The 17,442-nt window shown below is 62.6% G+C and carries 16 protein-coding genes; 9 read left to right on the top strand and 7 right to left on the bottom strand.

Going from position 1 to position 17,442, the window contains the following annotated elements; all coding sequences use genetic code 11:
* Positions 1–11: 11 nt before the first annotated feature.
* Together RAD04_RS22745 and RAD04_RS22740 are read left to right on the top strand one after the other, a co-directional pair.
* Positions 12–542, top strand: a complete 531-nt coding sequence (locus RAD04_RS22745) for a GcrA family cell cycle regulator (protein ID WP_461625548.1) — start codon at positions 12–14, stop codon at positions 540–542.
* A 42-nt stretch (positions 543–584) separates the two neighbouring features.
* Entirely contained in the window at positions 585–1,160 is a 576-nt protein-coding gene (locus RAD04_RS22740; protein WP_461625547.1) for a hypothetical protein, read from the top strand.
* A gap of 46 nt (positions 1,161–1,206) precedes the next feature.
* On the opposite strand, the gene RAD04_RS22735 is transcribed toward RAD04_RS22740, so the two are convergent.
* Complete coding sequence (locus tag RAD04_RS22735; protein ID WP_461625546.1) at positions 1,207–1,476, bottom strand: hypothetical protein; 270 nt, start codon at positions 1,474–1,476, stop codon at positions 1,207–1,209.
* Between the two features lie 679 nt (positions 1,477–2,155).
* On the opposite strand from RAD04_RS22735, the gene RAD04_RS22730 reads away from it, so the two are divergent.
* Positions 2,156–2,341, top strand: a complete 186-nt coding sequence (locus RAD04_RS22730; RefSeq protein ID WP_028142638.1) for a hypothetical protein — start codon at positions 2,156–2,158, stop codon at positions 2,339–2,341.
* A gap of 141 nt (positions 2,342–2,482) precedes the next feature.
* Positions 2,483–2,824, top strand: a complete 342-nt coding sequence (locus RAD04_RS22725; RefSeq protein ID WP_018319170.1) for a phasin — start codon at positions 2,483–2,485, stop codon at positions 2,822–2,824.
* 202 nt (positions 2,825–3,026) lie between these two features.
* On the opposite strand, the gene RAD04_RS22720 is transcribed toward RAD04_RS22725, so the two are convergent.
* The 3 genes from RAD04_RS22720 to RAD04_RS22710 all read right to left on the bottom strand — a co-directional run bounded on the left by RAD04_RS22720 (position 3,027) and on the right by RAD04_RS22710 (position 6,447).
* Entirely contained in the window at positions 3,027–3,344 is a 318-nt protein-coding gene (locus tag RAD04_RS22720) for a c-type cytochrome (protein ID WP_461625545.1), read from the bottom strand.
* Positions 3,345–3,664: 320 nt separating this feature from the next.
* Positions 3,665–4,495: an alpha/beta fold hydrolase gene (locus tag RAD04_RS22715; protein ID WP_461625544.1), complete on the bottom strand. Its 831-nt coding sequence runs from the start codon at positions 4,493–4,495 to the stop codon at positions 3,665–3,667.
* A gap of 155 nt (positions 4,496–4,650) precedes the next feature.
* Positions 4,651–6,447, bottom strand: a complete 1,797-nt coding sequence (locus RAD04_RS22710) for a ShlB/FhaC/HecB family hemolysin secretion/activation protein (protein WP_461625543.1) — start codon at positions 6,445–6,447, stop codon at positions 4,651–4,653.
* Between the two features lie 132 nt (positions 6,448–6,579).
* Here RAD04_RS22710 and RAD04_RS22705 point away from each other — a divergent pair, with 132 nt between their 5' ends.
* Positions 6,580–7,824, top strand: coding sequence for a FecR family protein (locus tag RAD04_RS22705; protein WP_461625542.1), 1,245 nt, complete (start codon positions 6,580–6,582; stop codon positions 7,822–7,824).
* A gap of 59 nt (positions 7,825–7,883) precedes the next feature.
* Complete coding sequence (locus RAD04_RS22700; RefSeq protein ID WP_461625541.1) at positions 7,884–10,625, top strand: EAL domain-containing protein; 2,742 nt, start codon at positions 7,884–7,886, stop codon at positions 10,623–10,625.
* A gap of 16 nt (positions 10,626–10,641) precedes the next feature.
* On the opposite strand, the gene RAD04_RS22695 is transcribed toward RAD04_RS22700, so the two are convergent.
* Positions 10,642–10,902, bottom strand: a complete 261-nt coding sequence (locus RAD04_RS22695; protein WP_461625540.1) for a hypothetical protein — start codon at positions 10,900–10,902, stop codon at positions 10,642–10,644.
* A 261-nt stretch (positions 10,903–11,163) separates the two neighbouring features.
* Between RAD04_RS22695 and rocF the strand changes: the two genes are divergently transcribed.
* Positions 11,164–12,141 carry an arginase gene (gene rocF, locus RAD04_RS22690; protein ID WP_461625539.1) on the top strand — a complete coding sequence of 326 codons (978 nt, stop codon included), beginning with the start codon at positions 11,164–11,166 and terminating at the stop codon, positions 12,139–12,141.
* A 311-nt stretch (positions 12,142–12,452) separates the two neighbouring features.
* On the opposite strand, the gene RAD04_RS22685 is transcribed toward rocF, so the two are convergent.
* Positions 12,453–12,743, bottom strand: a complete 291-nt coding sequence (locus RAD04_RS22685) for a hypothetical protein (protein WP_461625538.1) — start codon at positions 12,741–12,743, stop codon at positions 12,453–12,455.
* Between the two features lie 143 nt (positions 12,744–12,886).
* Here RAD04_RS22685 and RAD04_RS22680 point away from each other — a divergent pair, with 143 nt between their 5' ends.
* The gene (locus RAD04_RS22680; protein ID WP_461625537.1) at positions 12,887–15,910 is read left to right on the top strand and encodes an AfsR/SARP family transcriptional regulator; all 3,024 of its coding nucleotides are present in this window, start codon (positions 12,887–12,889) and stop codon (positions 15,908–15,910) included.
* Positions 15,911–15,997: 87 nt separating this feature from the next.
* Positions 15,998–16,975, top strand: a complete 978-nt coding sequence (locus RAD04_RS22675) for an ABC transporter substrate-binding protein (RefSeq protein WP_461625536.1) — start codon at positions 15,998–16,000, stop codon at positions 16,973–16,975.
* 106 nt (positions 16,976–17,081) lie between these two features.
* Here the strand turns inward: RAD04_RS22675 and RAD04_RS22670 are convergent, their stop codons facing one another.
* Positions 17,082–17,423 carry a DUF6984 family protein gene (locus RAD04_RS22670; RefSeq protein WP_461625535.1) on the bottom strand — a complete coding sequence of 114 codons (342 nt, stop codon included), beginning with the start codon at positions 17,421–17,423 and terminating at the stop codon, positions 17,082–17,084.
* Between the last annotated feature and the right edge of the window lie 19 nt (positions 17,424–17,442).

The following is a 17,442-nucleotide window of genomic DNA, read 5'->3' as shown; positions in this document are numbered from 1 at the left end:
AGGACAGCAGCATGGAACCGGGCCATTGGCCGTCGGAGCACTCCGACGCGCTTCGCGACTATTTTCTCAAAGGCATGTCTTATGCGGAGATCGGAAGACAGATTAACGCAAGGTTTGGAACGGCTTACACGCGCAATGCGGTGATCGGCCGCGCCAAGCGGCTCGGGCTCGTCATACCCGAATGGATCGTGAGCCCGTCGGTCGCGCCATATTTGCCCGGTGAAGCTCCGGTTTCGCAGCGCCGCGCGGTGCTACCGAACCTGAACGTGCCGCCGAAGTCCGCAATGAAGCCTGCGGTGCGGTTGAAGCTGCGCTGCGTCGGCGTTCAGCCGCGCCTGATCCAGCTGGTCGACCTCGAGCGGGCCGACTGCCGCTATCCCTATGGCGGCGACAAGGACGGGGAGGAGATCGCCTTCTGCGGCCATCCGCGCCAGCCGGGCTCCAGCTATTGCGCGCCGCATGCGGGCCTGACGCGTCGCTGTGGGGCTGCGTCCGCCCGTGTCCCCGGTCCCGTCGTGCTGAAGCTGGTCTTCGCAGCCTGAACTCTCACCCGTTTCATCGTCGATTTTGCAAGGAGTATCCAAGTGGCTCGTGTCCGACGCAGCAAGTCCTACAAATTGGCGCAGATCTACGACCGGCGGTCCCGCGACGTGCCATTCAATGCCGAAGTGGCGGAGGTCGAGGTCGACAATCCGCTGGCGCTCGATGCTGGTGAGAAGATCGTGGCGATCCGGTCGATCCGTGGCGATCCGCTGGGACGGCTGCATGCACACCACCAGATCGACGAGGCGCAATATCTCGGCGGGCGCGCCTTCCAGAACGATTGGGAGAGAGCGGAGCGGGGCCCTCAGGCGATGGACCCGACCCGCGAATATGTCGATGGCGCGCGCATGCGCGAGCCGGTCACCGAGAGCCAGCGCCAGGCGGTGCTGCGGCTGAATCAGGTCGAGCGCGAACTCGGGACCGACGGCGCTGCGCTGGTGCACGACGTGCTGGTGCTGGGCCTGACCATGGATCAGATCGGGCAGCGTCGTGCCGTCCGTACGCAGCGCTGGAACGACTATTTTGCGCGACGCTTTCGCGAGTGCCTCGATCGGCTGGCGCTGATCTACGGCTTTGCGACGGAAACGGGGACACGGCAGGCAGGGCGGCGCAGATGACAACGGCACGCCTGCGGTTTGGGCCGCGGGCGTGCCGGTCAGCCGCTCACGGATGCGGCTCGATCTGGTAGGGCGTCGAATAGGGTTCGACGCGGAGCGAGGCGTTGGCCAAAAGCCCGATCCTGGCGGTCGGTGCCTGCTGCAATTCGCCGTTCGGGCCGCGATGCACGTTATATTGCCAGACCGTGAGATCGCCCTTCTGCGCCAGCGCGTGCGCAACCGCGCTCGCATCATTGCCGCCGAGCGCCTGAAGCTCCTCCGCCGACAACCCGACGACGATCTCGTCCTTGATGGTGACGATCTTGAACAGGTTCATCTTGGTCTCCTGCGCTCATGCGCCTTGTATCGAGAGGGTGAAAAGCGCGACCGCGGCGCCCTTGATGAGATCGCAGCGAGAAAGCATGCCGTCGTCCTTTGGTGCTGAGGCGCGCCCGAATCGAAGGGTTTTCAGCCATGGCGCCCGTTGTCTGCGTGGCCGTGTCGCAACGGCTTGGTCGTTCGTTCATGGACAACGGTTCACGGGCGGAAACATATCCGGCTTGCGAGAGCGATCGTGATTTCGCCGTTAATACAACCGCCGAGGCCGCACTCAACAATTACGTGTAGGCGCTCAAAAGCGCTCATTCGTAGCCGAATGTCCGTTCATGTCGGAAACAAGCGGAAACGTTGTGCCGATTGACGGCGATCAGGGCTGTGTGTGTGATTGATGACGCTTCTTGACGCAGGTGGGTGACGGCGGTCGATATACCTGTTATCCGGAATTGCCGTGGTGCGATGCAGACGAAGCATCGCTATGACCACTGTTGGGCTTGCCGGACGGGTTGTTCCTTGACATAATTGCAACCAGATGGTTGGCCGGTCGTTTGGACATGTCGTTCGGCGTGTAACCTGCCGGGGCCACCCGGCCGAGAGTTCGTGGCCATAGGTCCTGTTATGGCGTCTTGGCGTTCGGTTCTTGAGCGGGTCACGAAGCCGATGCTTGTCATAGGTGCGAGATGAAAAACCTCAATTTCGCGGCTGAACTGCACCTCAAGCTCGGCGCGCCCGCAAGCGGCACGGTCGAAAGCCTGCGCCTGCTCCGCGCGTTCCTGAAGCTCGCGCCACGACAGCGTTTCGAGGTCATCAAGCTGGTCGAAGACCTCGCCACCGAAGAAATTCTGCCCGAGCACCCCTTGTCCTGAACCCGGCCACGCGCCGGCCTTACGCCGTCTCTTTCATTTTCCCGCCGGAGCCGGACCGCCGGCGACGTTTCCACGCGGCTGGCCGCTGGAAGGCGATCCGGCAAGTGTGGTATTCAATTGGGAAAATGGGAGGAGTCGACCATGATCGAACCGAAGCTCGAAGTTCCGGCCGAACTGCGCGACCTGGCCGAGAAGACAATTGATCAGGCGGAGAAAGCATTCGGCATGTTTTTCGACGCCGCCACCAAATCGATGTCGTCCGTTCCAGGACCGGGGACGGAGGTGTCGAAGCAGGCACTGGTTTTCACTGAGCAGAACATGAAGTCGGCCTTCGAGCATGCGCGCAAGCTGGTTCATGCCACCGACCTTCAGGAAGCGATGCGGATCCAGTCTGATTTTCTGCGCAGCCAGTTCACCAGCGCCGGAGATCACATGCGCCAGATGACCGGCAGTCTCATGCAATCGGGCAAAGGGAAGTCCTGATTCTCTGCGCGCGCACCGTAGGTCGATGACAGGCCGCCGAACGACCACATTCGTCGTCCGTCATCCCTTCTGCTGATCCCTGTCGGCCCACCGGTAGGGATTTGCATTTGTGGCAGCGTCGTGCTCGGCGCGCGACTAAAGCGCGTGTTGTTTAAGCCATGATCCTTTCGGAAAGCCGCTGCGCACTTTTCCGGATCATGCTCTAGCGCAGGGATGCGATGTAGGCCGCGATGTCGCCGGCTTCGGTTCGGCTCAGGGGAAAATTCGGCATCTTCGGATGGGGATCAAGCAGGAAGAAGGCGAGCCTCTCCGGACTGAAGTCGGGCCTGCGCGCAATGGAGGCAAAGGAGGGGACGTCGGCACTCGCCTGGGTCTGGCCGTTCGCGACGACATGGCAGCTTGCGCACCAGCGTTTGGCGAGGTCCGCACCGTGATCGGCATTGGCCGCGAGAGCGGACGATGTGCCGAAGCTCGAGGTTACGGCAAGCAGCAGGAAAAATCGTCTCAAATGCTGGTGCATAGGGTAACCTTCATGCATCGATTAGCGGCCGCCATGCCTATCCGCAGCACGATCCCGGAAATTGCGAGAGATCAATCCGGGCGATGATCGACCGCAGCAGCTTGCGGGTCGAACGATAGAGATGCCGTAGGAAAGCCGGCATCCTCGCCGCGGGCAGGCCAAGACTTCTCGTGTCAAGACTTCTCGTGTCGAGACTTCTCATATCGAGATTTCTCGTATCCAGACTTTCAATGTAGTGCGACACGTGTCTCTCCGAGGCTATATCGCCCTTTTATCCCGGCGCCTCGGAGCCGCCTTGATCTGCCGCAAAGCGTTCCCGGCTAATAGTCGCCCGGATTCATGATCATCGGGGTTTTCGTATCAGCCGGCGCGAGCGCGCTGCTGGCGCTGTCGCGCAGGAAGCGGTCGAGCGTTTCCTGGATCTTCTCCTTGACCGCGTTGGGACCGCGATCGCTCATTTCCGTGTGCTGCGCGCCGGTGTGAACGATGTCGATACCGCGCGCCTTGGCTTCTTCCGGCGTCGGCAGCACCCCGGGATCGGTCACGAAATGCGGGTCCTTCGACCGGAACGACAGGATCTTCATGCCGTCGCTGACCACGAAGGGCACCCGCAGATTGTCCAGCGTGATCACCTTCGACACCAGCTCCGGGTGCTGATGGGCAACATACATGGAGACATCGCCGCCATTGGAGTGGCCGACGAGGGTGACGTGGTCGTAGTCGACGTTCTCCTGTTGCTTTTTCAGCTTGTCCAGCACGAAAAGAATGTTGGCTTCGCAGCGGATATAGACCTCGCGCCGGCCGACATATTGCTGACCGACATGGGTCATCAATGGCGGATCGCTCGGCAGGTCCTGCTGAATGCTGGCAACCAGATAGCCGCGCGCGGCGAGCACGTTGGCAAGGAAGGAGTATTCGGTGGCCTTGACGGTGTTGCCGTTGCTGATGATGGCGAGCGGGAGCTTCCAGAGGCCGAGATTCGCCTTGGTCTCGTAGTCGCGCCGCACCGCCACGTCGACCGAGATCGGCCGCTGCCGCGAGGCGTCGAACAGCGCCAAAGTCTCATGGCGGATCGCGAACCGACTAACGACGAAATATTCCCCGACGCCGAGGACGCAGAGAAACGCCAGGATTGCAGACACCCTCTTCATGGTTTCATCTCAAATCACATTTGACTGAACATGGTCATTGGGAACTCCCGGATCGAGCGATCGTGAGCAGCTTACGGGATTAAATTTAGGCAAGTCTGTGAGCAAGCCCGCAAAAAGGACCGCATGCCAGGCTCATCGCGCGAACGACGGGGTGACTACAGACAGCCGGACTTGCCGCGTTCGGGGCAGAGCCGGAACGCGCTCGACAGGGTGAACAGGAAGCGGGGGCTGCGGCGCTCGTTGTCCGGTGCCCGGTAGCTCAAGGGCACCGCCACGCCGAGATCGGCCTGGAGATCGTCTGGCAGGAAGAAGCGCACACCGGCTCCGGCCGATGTGAGCGACAGGCCGTCACTCAGGCGGTAACCGTCGTTCCAGACGGCGCCGGCGTCGCCAAAGGCGTAGAGCTGATAGCCGGTCCAGTAGCGGAAATTGAGCTTCTGGTCGAAGCGCAGTTCGAGCGAGCCGGCAAGGCCGTTGTCGCCGCTGATCTCGGCTGCGCCATAGCCCCGGCCGAAGGCCGCGCCGCCGAGATAGAATTGCTGCGAGGTGAACAGCGGCCGCGATGCCGTCTGGCTCGCCGCGGAGAGCTTGAGCGACCAGGTATCGTTGAGCGTCTGGTAGCGCGTGAACCAGAGGTTCAGCACCGAGAAGTTCGAGGATGCGCCGTCGCGCGACAAGAGGTCGTCGTCGAAATGCGAGGCGCCAAAGATGTCGAGGCCTTGGCGGTAGGTCAGCGTCGCAAGATTGGTGCCGCCGAAGCGATCCTGCAGCCGGTAGTCGGCGGTGAGGCTCGCGGTCCTGATATGGTCATTGTACCAAGGGCCGTAGAGGTCGTGCTCGGACACGTTGCTGAAGGTCGTCGCCGCAGTCAGCGTGAACGTGGAGGATTGCGATTGCAGCGGGACGATGCTGGCGCGCAGCTCGAACGCCTCTGTCGTGGTGACGTCGCTGTCGAGGCGGCGGGCATCGCCCGGCCGGACCGCGCTGTACAGGACGGAAGCGCCGAGGCGTACGCCGTCGACGCCGACGGGCGTGTCGTAGGACAGCCGCGCAAAGCCGAGCTGGCGAGGATCGTTGGCAATGGTCGACAGGTTGACCGCCAGCGTGTCGCCGGGCGTGAGGTAGGAGTTGAACGCGCCGGTCGCGTAGCTCTGCCACGGGCCGACCGAGGAAGATCCGAGATCGTCCAGGCCGAACGAGGAGAAGACGTGCCAGGTCTTCAAAACGACTGTGAGACGGAAGCGGCCGGTGGCGCCACCGATCTCCTCCAGTGCGGTGTCGGTGATCCGAACCCCCGACCTGCCGTTGATGAGGAAGAGCTGGCGTTCGAGGGTCGGGAGACGCGACGGATGCTCGGCCAGAACCGGCCCGAGCATCGGCCTTACGCCGAACTGCTCGGCGCCGTCGCCTTTTAGCTCGACCTGCACGATGGCGCCTTCGATCACCTGGATCCGCACCCGGCCGTCGGCAATGTCCTGCGGCGGCACGATGGCCCGGCTCAGATGGAAGCCGTCGGCGCGGTAGAGATCGCTGATCGCGCCGGCGATCGCGGCGAGATCCGCCTGTGAGACCTGCTTGCCGAGATAGGGCTGATAGGTCGTGGCGATCCGATCTTGGGACACGGTGTGTGCGCCGCTGACGTCGATGCCCCGCAGCACGAATTGCAGTTTGGTATCGCCGCCGGTGTTGGGCTGTCCGACGTTCGGAAGCCGGACCGGAGGCCGGCTCAGCGATTCCCGCTCGGCTTGGTTATCGAAATATTTCTCGGGCTGGCGCGGATCGAAACCCGGCTGGTTCGCCTGTTGTGCGAACGCCTGGGAAACTCCCGCAAAGATCGATACCAGCACTGCGAACGCGGTAATGAGATGCCGCCGCTCGACGCACGTCGCGAATCTGCCTCCGTAGTTTGACGGAGACTTTGCGATGGGGCGGTAAGGGTTCGTTATCCGCATGATTTTTCATAGTTTTTTATGGTCAATGATTGGTTAATGCTGCCACTCCACTGGCCGCTTGCCGCTAATCCTCTCTTGAGTGATTTTCGGATACCCCCTCAGCCCCGGCTGTAACGCGGACTGAGGATCATCATGCTTGGCAGAATTGGAATGCGGTGTGCCTTCGTGGCGGCGCTGACCCTTGGAACGGCTTCCGCTGCGTTCGCCGCGGAGGATGGCGTCTGGTCGGTCAGCAAGGCCACCGGTGAGGTGTGGATCGCGACCGAGGGCGCGCAACCGGTGTCGCTGAACCGGGAAGAGACGCTCAAGCCTGGCAATACCATCCGCACCGGACGCAATGGCCGGGTGCTGCTCGTCCGCGGCGAGGAAACCATTCTGATCTCTCCCAACTCCGTGGTCGGCTTGCCCTCGGAGAAGAAGGAGGGGCTCTCGACCACGATCATCCAGCGGGCGGGATCGATCCTGCTCGAGGTCGAGAAGCGCAACGTCAAGCATTTCGAGGTCGAGACGCCCTATCTCGCCGCCGTGGTCAAGGGAACGCAGTTCAGCGTCACGGTGGGGGCTGGCAGCACCAAGGTCGGCGTGCTCCGCGGCCAGGTCGAAGTCTCCGACTTCAAGACGGGACAGATTGCCCAGGTCATGCCGGGACAAGCGGCCACCGTGTTTGAGCACGGCAAGCCTGGTCTCAGCTTGAGCGGCGCGGGGACGTTCAATCCGATCGAGCATGGCAAGCCGCGCGCCTCGACGATCGAGCGTGTCCCCGTCCCGAAATCGGGCCTGTCGGCGCCGCGCAATGCCGCGAGCGGCCATGCGATCCATGCGCTCGGTCCGATCGACAAGGGGGCCAAGGCGGCTGGCGCGCCGAAGCCGTCGCATCAGGCGGCTGGAGGTCATGTTTCCAAGGCCGGCGTCGTGCGCATCTCGAGCTCGCTCGGCGAGGTCAAGCTGAATGTCCACAAGGTCACGAATGGGCTCGCCCACGGCGCGGTTGCTCCCGGACAGGTGCGCAACGCGAACGCCCACGCCGACACCGCGACGGTCTGGAGCGATGGCAAAACCAATACGCCGGCATCCAACAGCTCAGTCCAGACTGCGGCAACGACCAGCGGTGCAGCTGCCGGCAGCAGCGCGTCGGCTGCGAATGCGGCGATCGCGGCAGCCGGCGCATCCAGCGACAGCCCCGGCGTCAATAACGGAAACTCCGGCGGCAACGGCAATTCCGGCAACAACGGCAACGGTAATAACGGCAATAACGGAAATAGCGGGAACAACGGCAACAATGGTGCCACCGGCAACGGCAGGGGCAACAACGGCAACGGCAACGGGAATAGCGGCAGCAACGGCCATGGCAATGCCTACGGCCACAACAGGCGCTGAGGCGGTTTCCTAGGGGATGAGGGGGCGCATCCGTTGAAGCGGGTGCGCGGGAGGATCGGGTGAAACGTTATCGGCCGCATATTCTCGTTGTGATCGCGCTTGCGATCGTGCTGTCCACGGGATGGCATAGTGCGCTTCGCAACGCGCTTACCGATCTGCGATTTAGCTGGCAATCGCGTGCGGCCAGCGGCAATGTCGTCGTGGTGGCCATCGACGCACCGTCCATCGATCAGATCGGGGTGTGGCCGTGGCCGCGCCGGCTCCACGCGGAGCTGTTGCGCAGGCTCGAGGCGGCGGGCGCGGGGGACATTGCCTTCGACGTCGATTTCAGCACGCCGTCCGATCCGGCGTCCGACGAGGCCTTCGTCAAGGCGCTACGCGATGTCGGCGGCTCGACAATCCTGCCGTCCTTCAAGCAGCCGACGCCGAATGGCGGCACGGCGCACATCAATCGCCCCCTGAAGGGTTTCAGCAACCAGTCGTGGCCGGCCGTCGTCAACGTCGCGGTCGAATCCGACGGACTCGTTCGCCGCTATCCGTTCGGCGAGAAGCTCGGCGATGCCTTGATGCCGTCGATGGCCGTCGTGCTGGCCGGGCAGGACGCCAACCGGCGGCCGCCCTTCCTGATCGACTTCAGCATTCGTGCAACCTCCATTCCGAGCGTCTCTTATGTCGACGCGCTGCGCGGTGATACTGCTGCTCTCGACAAGGTGAGAGGCAAGAAGATCATTGTCGGTGCCACCGCGCTCGAGCTCGGTGACCGGTTCAGCGTTCCCAACAGCAGGCTCGTCTCGGGGCCGGTGCTCCAGGCGCTTGCGGCAGAATCGATCCTCCAGGGCCGGATGCTGCACTGGACATCCGATATCGGCATGATCCTGGGCCTGGGCGTGATCTGCCTGCTGATGATGTATTCGTGGCGCCGCCTCGCGCCAGGAATTCGCGTCGCGGTCCTGATCGCCTCCGGGTTGGCTATCGAGCTGGTCGCGGCCCTCGTGCAGGCAAGATGGCCCCTCGTCATCGACACATCGCTATTCCACATCGCGATCGTCGCCTATCTGGCCGCGATCGCGCTGGACGAAATCGATTTCCGTAGCCTCCTGGGACGCATCGCCGAGAGCCGCTTTCACCGCATCGCGATGTCGCTTGGTGATGGTCTCGTCTGCACCGACGAGGATCACCGGATCACGGTCTGGAATCCCGGCGCGAGCGCGATCTTCGGCTACGCGCCGGCCGAGATGATCGGCCGTCCGTTCGAAACGCTATGCGCGGTGGCGGCGGACGGTGATGCAAGATCATCCATGCATGACGCCGCGCGCCAGGCGCTGCTGGTTCCGGGCGGGGCGGTCGTCGTCGAGTTCGAGGGCCGGCGCAAGAACGGCGAAACCTTCGCCGTCGAGGCGAGCTTCTCGGGCTGGCAGGGAACGGACGGCTTTCAGTACGGTGCGATCCTGCGCGACATTTCGGTCCGCAAGCGCGAAGCCGAACGCGTCAAATATCTCGCCGAACATGACGCGCTGACCGGTCTTGCCAATCGCAACATGCTGCATGCCGGACTGGCCGGCATGATTGCGAATGCAGAGCGACGGCCCCGCGAAGTCGCGTTGCTCGTCATCGGGCTCGACGGCTTCCAGGGCATCAACGACATGCTGGGGCATTCGGCGGGAGATCTGGTGCTGCAGGCGGTCGCCATTCGCCTGGAGGCGCAGGCCGGAGATCGGGCGATCGTCGCCCGGCTCGGCGGAGATGAATTCGCCATTGCGCGGGAAGCCGCAGATGGCGGTGAGCCGATCGCGAAGTTCGCCGAGCGGATCGCGCGTGCATTCGAAACACCGCTCGCGACGGGCACGCGCCAGCATCGCGTCAGGATCAGCCTCGGCGTCGCGGTCTACGGCGAAGGCGGACAGGGCGCCGACGAACTTCTCAGCAATGCTCATCTGGCGTTGAGCAAGGCCAAGACGACGCGGCGCGGCAGCCATGTGCTCTTCGAGGCTGCGATCAGGCAGGAGCTGGAGAACCGGCTGACGCTGGAGAGCGAGTTGGCGCTTGCGGCGGATCGCGGCGAGTTCGAGCTGTTCTACCAGCCCCAGGTTCGTCTGATCGACGGGAGCCTTGTCGGGGCCGAAGCGCTCATCCGGTGGCGGCATCCGGTGCGCGGCTACGTCTCGCCCGGAGAGTTCATGCCGGTGGTCAACACCTCGGCACTGTCAGAGCGGATCGCGAACTGGGTGATGGAGACCGCCTGCCGTCAGGCGCGTCACTGGGAAATGTCCGGCAACGGCGTGCGCGTCGCCATCAACCTGTCGCCCTCGCAGCTTCACTCCGGCGATCTCGCGCATTCGGTTGCGGCGTTGCTCGAAGCGACCGGGCTTACCCCGTCACTGCTCGAGATCGAGGTGACCGAAGACATCCTGATCCATGACGAACTCCGCGTGCTCGACATGTTCAAGCGAATTCAGGAGCTCGGGGTGCGCGTCCTGTTCGACGATTTCGGCACCGGTTATGCGAGCCTCAGCTATCTGAAGAAGTTTCCGCTCGACGGGCTCAAGATCGACCGCTCGTTCGTGCTCGATCTGCTGGCCGATTCCGACGATGCTGCGATCGTCGGCTCGACCATCGGCCTCAGCAAGCAGCTCGGCCTCACGGTCGTAGCGGAAGGCATCGAGAACCGCGCGACTGCCGACTTCCTGGTCAGCATGGGATGCGCGGAAGGACAGGGTTATTTCTTCGGCCGTCCGATGCCGGCCGAGGCGTTCGAAAAGCAATTCCTGGCGGCCGAGCTCGACGCGGCCAGCGCTGCATGAGCAGGGCGGCTTCGTTCTATCGCCGCCGAGCGACCGCGACGCCGAAAAGGAAAGCGACGAACAGGCTCGAAAGCGGCGCCTCGCGCGTGATCGCTGCGACGGTCGCGAGCGCTCCGCCGGGCTTTCGTGCTTGCTCGATTGCAGAGGTGAGACGATCGACCGCTGCGTGCAGGCCGCCGGCGACTTCACCCACCGTGCGGGAGACGTCCGCCGCGGTATCGATAGCACGTTCGGCCATGCCTGGTTGCGAGGTGGATTGCGATATCTCCGTGCTCAAGTGCGCGACCTCCAGACCTGACGATGGGCCGGCACCTTTGGCTATCCGCGCGAGCGCTCGTTCTGAACAGCGGGTCTTGATGACCTTTGGCTATCCGCGACAGGCGCCGTGGTTTACGGCGGGTGCCGGCCTTGGATGGGCAATTCAGCGCGCGGGATTTTGTTCCGGACGATAGGACGATCGTGGCGGACCTTCCCCGGGAAACGACGGGTGCGAATCTCTGTTAGGCTGGCGGTAGCTCGTTGATGTCAGGAGACAGCCGTGACCGATCGGACCGTGGCGGATCGAGGCCGGCGCATCGCCTTGCTCGGCGCTCCCATCGACATGGGGGCTTCGCAGCGCGGCACCTTGATGGGCCCCGCGGCGCTGCGCACCGCAGGCCTTGCGACAGTGCTCGAAAGCCTGGATTTTGAGGTTGCCGACTACGGCGATCTTTCCGTGGCCGAAGTCGGGGACCTTACCGACAGGCCGCCGGCGCGGGCCAATCACTACCGCGAGATCCAGCGCTGGACGCGCGTTCTGAGCCGCAAAGGCTATGAGATTGCGAAGGCCGGTGCGCTGCCGATCTTCCTTGGCGGCGATCACACGCTGTCCATGGGATCGGTCAACGCCATGGCGCGTCATTGGCAGGAGCGTGGACGCGAGCTGTTCGTGCTCTGGCTCGATGCCCATGCCGACTATAACACGCCGCAGACGACGATCACCGCGAACATGCACGGCATGTCGGCCGCGTTCCTGTGCGGCGAGCCCGGCCTCGACGGCCTGCTCGGCGACGATCCGCGCGCTTCGATCACCCCTGATAGGCTCGATTTGTTCGGCGCGCGTTCGGTCGACAAGCTCGAAAAGGAGCTGATGCGCGCGCGCCGGATCAGGGTGGTCGACATGCGTGAGATCGACGAGTTCGGCGTCGCAGTCCTGATCCGGCGCGTCATCGAGCGGGTCAAGGCGAGCAACGGCGTGCTGCATGTCAGCTTCGACGTCGACTTCCTCGATCCCTGCGTGGCGCCGGGCGTCGGCACCACGGTGCCGGGCGGAGCGACCTATCGCGAGGCACACCTGATCATGGAGCTGTTGCACGATTCCGGCGTGGTGGGATCGGTCGATATCGTCGAGCTCAATCCCTTCCTGGACGAGCGTGGCCGGACCGCGCGCACGGCGGTCGAACTGATCGGCAGCCTGTTCGGCCAGCAGATCACCGACCGGCCGACGCCGAGCAACGCGATCGCTCCGGGCGAGTGATGCAATCGACCGAGTGGATCATGAGCTTGCGAGTTGGCCGCTTCGCGGTCCGGGGATGCGTCGCGGCGAAATTTTCGGACCGTGGTGTACGTCACCGACACGGCTGACATCCAACATGTTGCCCGCGCGCATTCGTGACGTCCGCTGAGGGCCGCTTTGTGACGGCAGCGAACACGTCTTGACCATCCCGTTCGACGGCCACGGTCACGTCTGGCCCGCGGGCGACGGTCGCCCGCGGGCCAGGAGTGCGGCGATAGCGCGGACTGCCGCGCGGCGGCAGCTGGAGGCAAGACGCCGCGCGACAGCGTCAGCTACCGCGCAGGCTCGATCGCAACAACTGGGGAGAGGGCCAGCGCTGTGATCGCGCGTTCCCCGTTGCTGGCAATCTGCTCATCGCGAGCCCCTTGGCGCGGCGCCAAGACCGGAGCCGACACGCCAGCTGCAGATGTCTCCTGCTGAGCGTTGGCCGGCCCCAACGTCACGAACTGGTGCGGCGTGATCGGAAAGCCCATCACTTCATACGTTGGCAGTTCCGCCGCGTTGGCCCCGACTGTTCCCATCACGAGAGCTGCGGCGGCTGCGATCCCAAAGCGATTCCACATAGTCATCTCCATCTGGTAGGTGGCCCTGACCTCACAATCAGACTACTGGCCCGCCGCAATGGACCTGTCGGGGCCAGCGTGATAAATTCGCAAAATCGTCGGACCGGGTGCTTTTTTGCACCCTGAGCAAAGGGCCGGCGGATATGGCGAAGGCAAACCTCGCACTTCTCGGCAGTTTCCGGCTCCAGATGGACACCGGAGAGCCCATTCCATTGGCCACCAAAAAGACGACAGCCCTGCTGGCCTATCTGGCATTGCACGCAGGTGAAGCACAGGCGCGACCAAAGCTTGCCGCTCTGTTATGGGGTGACCACAGCGAGGCGCAGGCCCGCGACAGCTTGCGACAGGCGCTGAGCATTTTGCGCAAGGCCTTGTCACGCGCCTGTCCCGATGCCTTGATTGCTCACGAGGACACGATCAGCCTTGCGTCGGCCGCGCTGGAGATCGACGCAAAATTGTTCGAATATCTTATCGCGAAATCGGGGGTGGAGAACCTGGAGCGTGCCGTCGGACTCTATCGCGGCGAATTCCTCGAGGGCTTTCAGATATCGGCGCCGGAGTTTGATAATTGGGGAGCGGCGGAACGTCAGCGGTTCCGTGAACTCGCCTTGCACGCCATGGCGAAGCTGCTCGACCATCACCTGTCCGCAGGTGAGATCGAGCGTGGCATTCACATTGCGACACGCCTGCTTGCCGCAGATCCCTTGCAAGAGCGTATTCATCGCACCCTGATGGAGCTGTACGCCCGGCAGGGCAGACAAGGCGCGGCGCTCCGCCAATATCGCAGCTGTGCCGAATTGCTCTCCAGAGAACTGGGAATTGAGCCGGACGCGCAGACCAAGGCATTGCACCGCCATATCCTGCGCGAGTGGAACCGCACGCTGCCCACGGCCTCAACGGTACGCAGTTTGATGCCGCTTGGTCCTGTCAGTGGGACCCGCGCTCAATCATCAGACGCGGAAGGCCTGGCCAGAAGCCTTCCACCATCGATGCACGCCAATGGCGCACCGAGTAATCTGCCTGTCGAGGCAACGAGTTTTCTGGGGCGCGACACTGATCTCGCCACGGCCGGCGAAATCCTTTCCGGCGCGCGGCTGGTCACGCTGACCGGCCCCGGCGGGATTGGCAAGACGCGGCTCGCGCGGCAGCTTGCGGCGAAGCTGCGCGACAACTATCCAGACGGCACATGGCTGGTGGAGCTTGCCGCCTTCGATGATCCCAATGCGACCGGTCACGCTGTCGCCGACGTTTTCGGCATCACGCAGCAAGCCGGCAAAACAATCGAGCAAAGCGTCGCCAACTCGCTTGCCACGCGAAGCCTTCTTCTCATCCTCGACAACTGCGAGCACTTGATCGATGCGATCGCCGGCCTTGCACGCGAGATCCTGTCAGCATGCCCACATGTCAGCCTGCTGGCGACCAGCCGGGAGACGTTGATGATCGACGGCGAGCGGACTTACCCGGTGCTTCCACTTGAATGCGGCGAGGGAGTTGATGCGCCGGCAGTGGAGTTATTCGTGGAGCGCGCGCGGTTCGTTCAACCATACTTCGAGCTCAATGGTGACGGTGAAACGGTCTGCGAAATATGCCGTCGCCTCGATGGCATCCCTCTGGCAATCGAGCTTGCAGCTGCTCGAACCCGGGCACTGACTCCCACTCAGATCCGCGATCGCCTGGATGAACGCTTCCGGCTGCTCACGTGCGGGTCGCGACGCGTCTTGAAGCGGCATCAGACACTGCGCCACGCGGTCGAATGGTCGTATGACTTGCTGTCGTCAGCTGAGCAGGCCGTGCTTTCGCGCGCGTCGGTATTTGCCGGAGGTTTTAGGCTGGAGGCTGCCGAGCGCGTCTGCAGCGGTGGCGACATCGATGCCGCCGACATTCTCCACCTCCTGGATTCGTTGGTGCGAAAGTCTCTGCTCAGCGTCACACGAGCCGGGAAGGCGGTCCGCTATCACCAGCTCGAAACGATCAGACAGTTTGCCGAGGAGCGGCTCAAGATGCTGGGCGAAACCGAGATCTTTCGGGGGCGCCATGCACAATTTTTCGCGGAGGACACGGAGGCTCACCACAGGATTTGGCGAAGCCCACAGCAACTCATGGCTTATCACTGGCTCGATCAGGAGGTGGACAATCTGCGCGCGGCGTTTCGGTGGGCGAGCAGCCGAGAGGATATCGATGTTGCGGCCCGGATCGCATCCAGGATCCCGAGCATGGCAGTCCTCCGGGTGCGCAGCGAACCTCTCAATTGGCCGACGGAGATCGTCGATGAAGCACGGCGCGTCGGCCACCGCCGGCTCGGCGGCCTGCTGACTTATGCAGCAAAAAGAGCGTGGAACCTGGGCCGAATTCAAGAGGCGACGCTCTACGCCGAGGAAGCGATAGCGCTGATCGGCAATGCCGACTTTGATCCGCCGGTCTGGGCGTTCGCGATTCTGGCCATGATTGCGTCTCGAGAGGGCGATGCAGAAAGGGCTGTCAAATTTTCGCGTGCCGGCGCCGAGCACCCGGCGGACCGGCGCGAGCGGCAATGCCTGGCAACGCTTCCCTTCTATCTTGCCATGGCCGGCGCGCATGAGGAGGCGATGGCGCTCGCCGACGACATCGTGGACAAGACCGCGGCCGCTCGCACTCCAAGCTCGTTGATTGCTGCGCTGTTTTCCAAGGGAAGGGCCTTTAGCAAAGCCGATCCGCCCCGCGCCTTGGACGCGTTCGAGAAGGCCTTGGCGCATGCCCGGACCTCCGGTAACCGTTACTGGGAGATCGTCATCATCCCAGCCGTCGCCGAGTTGCAGGTGCGGAGCGGCGATCCGGTCAAGACGCTGCGAACCCTGCCGCGAATGCTCGAGATTTGGGGCCAGTCAACAGAGATCGGTCTCGCAACGCTCACGACCGCCACCCTGATTCTTCTGTTTGAGCGGCTGGGCAACCCAGAGGTCGCGGCCACGCTTAGTGGCGCCCTCTCTCAAATGATCCCATCGATCGGTTTTTTCCAGGAACTGCCTGATACTCTCGCGCGCGTTCGTCATGTGCTGGGGAACGCCTCCTTCGCGGCGGCTAAGAGCCGTGGTGCGGCGATGACCCATCGCGAGGTGGTCGAATATGCGACCACTAAAGTCCAACAAGTCCTGGCCGCAATGGAGGCGTCAAACGCCGAATGTCGATAAGTCCAGCGGAGCATTCGCGGGTCACGAACGGCACACGCGCGTATCCTGCCGTCGCAAAGGCGTAACGCACTTCAGGGGGAGCGTCGCATGATCGATAGACGAGGCCTCGTTACAAGTGGGATTATCACGGTGCTTGCGCCGCGATCGGTTAGGGCGCAGAGACCAGGAAAGGTATGGCGTGTTGTCTTCTTTTCAGTTGCGGCTGGTCCGAACCCTCTTGCTGAGTCCTTCAGGCAAGGATTGAAGGAGCTAGGTTATAGTGAGGGGCGCGACATTTCTATCCAGTACCGCTGGATGGCCGGGCAAGAGAGCCAATATGACGACATAGCGCGCGAGTTGGCTCAGAGTGAGCCGGACGTGATTGTCACGGCGGGTCATCCGCCAGCTGTTGCCATCAAGAAAGCTACAGCACAGATACCAATCGTCGCCCTTGCCGTCGTTAATCCCGTTGGAGGTGGCCTAGCTGCCAGCATCTCTCATCCCGGTGGCAACTTGACTGGCTTTTCTTTGGAGGTCACAGCGGAAACAAACGCAAAAATGCTCGAGCTTCTGCACGAAGCGGCCCCTAAACTCACTCGAGTTGGCGCGCTTTGGAATTCTGGCAACCCTGGCAGCCGTTTCTACCTTGAAGCCGTAAAGCAGGCAGCACAATCGCAAAAGCTTATTCTCAACGCTTACGATGTGCGCGGAGCGCAGGAGATCGACAGTGCGTTCCGTTCGCTTCGTGGAAACGTTGAGGCGCTCCTTGTGTTTCCAGAAGGGCTCCTATGGACGTATCGGCGTAATATCGTTGATGCTGCGCGAGAGGCAAAACTGGCGGCGATTTTCGGTTATCGCGATGCTGCCGAAATGGGGGCGCTGATGAGCTACGGCCCCGACCTCGTCGATCTCTTCAAGAGAGGCGCAGCATACGTCGATAAGATCATCAAAGGCGTCAAACCGGCCGACCTTCCGATTCAACAGCCGGCAAAGTTCGAGTTAGTGATCAATGTCAAAGCGGCTAATGCTTTGAGCATCGTGATACCACCGACATTGCTCGCCCGCGCGGATCAGGTGATTGAATAAACGTATTGGGTGTCCGGACGCACTGGTCAGCTTGTGGCCTTAACTGAACTATCTCTTAAGCATCGAAGCGCCGCCACGTTGAGTTTTTGACACCTTTGAGCTTCGCTCAGACCGAAGTTCCGTGGCGACCCGTTACGGGGCGGAGTTCAGCTACAGCCGCGATGCGCTGTAGTGGTGAAAAGTCCACCTTCCAAAGATCGAGCTCAAACAATTCTCCTCTCTGATCGACATTGAGCGCGACTGAGACGGTCACTCCATCTGCATCATCGAATTCGACTTCGCCAACACACTTGCCCAAACGCCGGTCTGCGCTACCGACAAAGCGAAGGCTACCCATCCCACCGTCGTTCATTTGTTCTACGAGGCCAAAATGACCCTGCAAAGGTGAAGACTGCCCTAGAATATAGACGACTAGGTCTCGCTCGTTGGAAGTAAGTGGGCGTGGCATCTTCTTTGTCACAGCTATT

It is taken from the genome of Bradyrhizobium sp. 25ACV, assembly GCF_054863005.1.
Note: the sequence above shows the minus strand (reverse complement) of the source record. Positions and strands in the feature narration are given on the sequence as shown.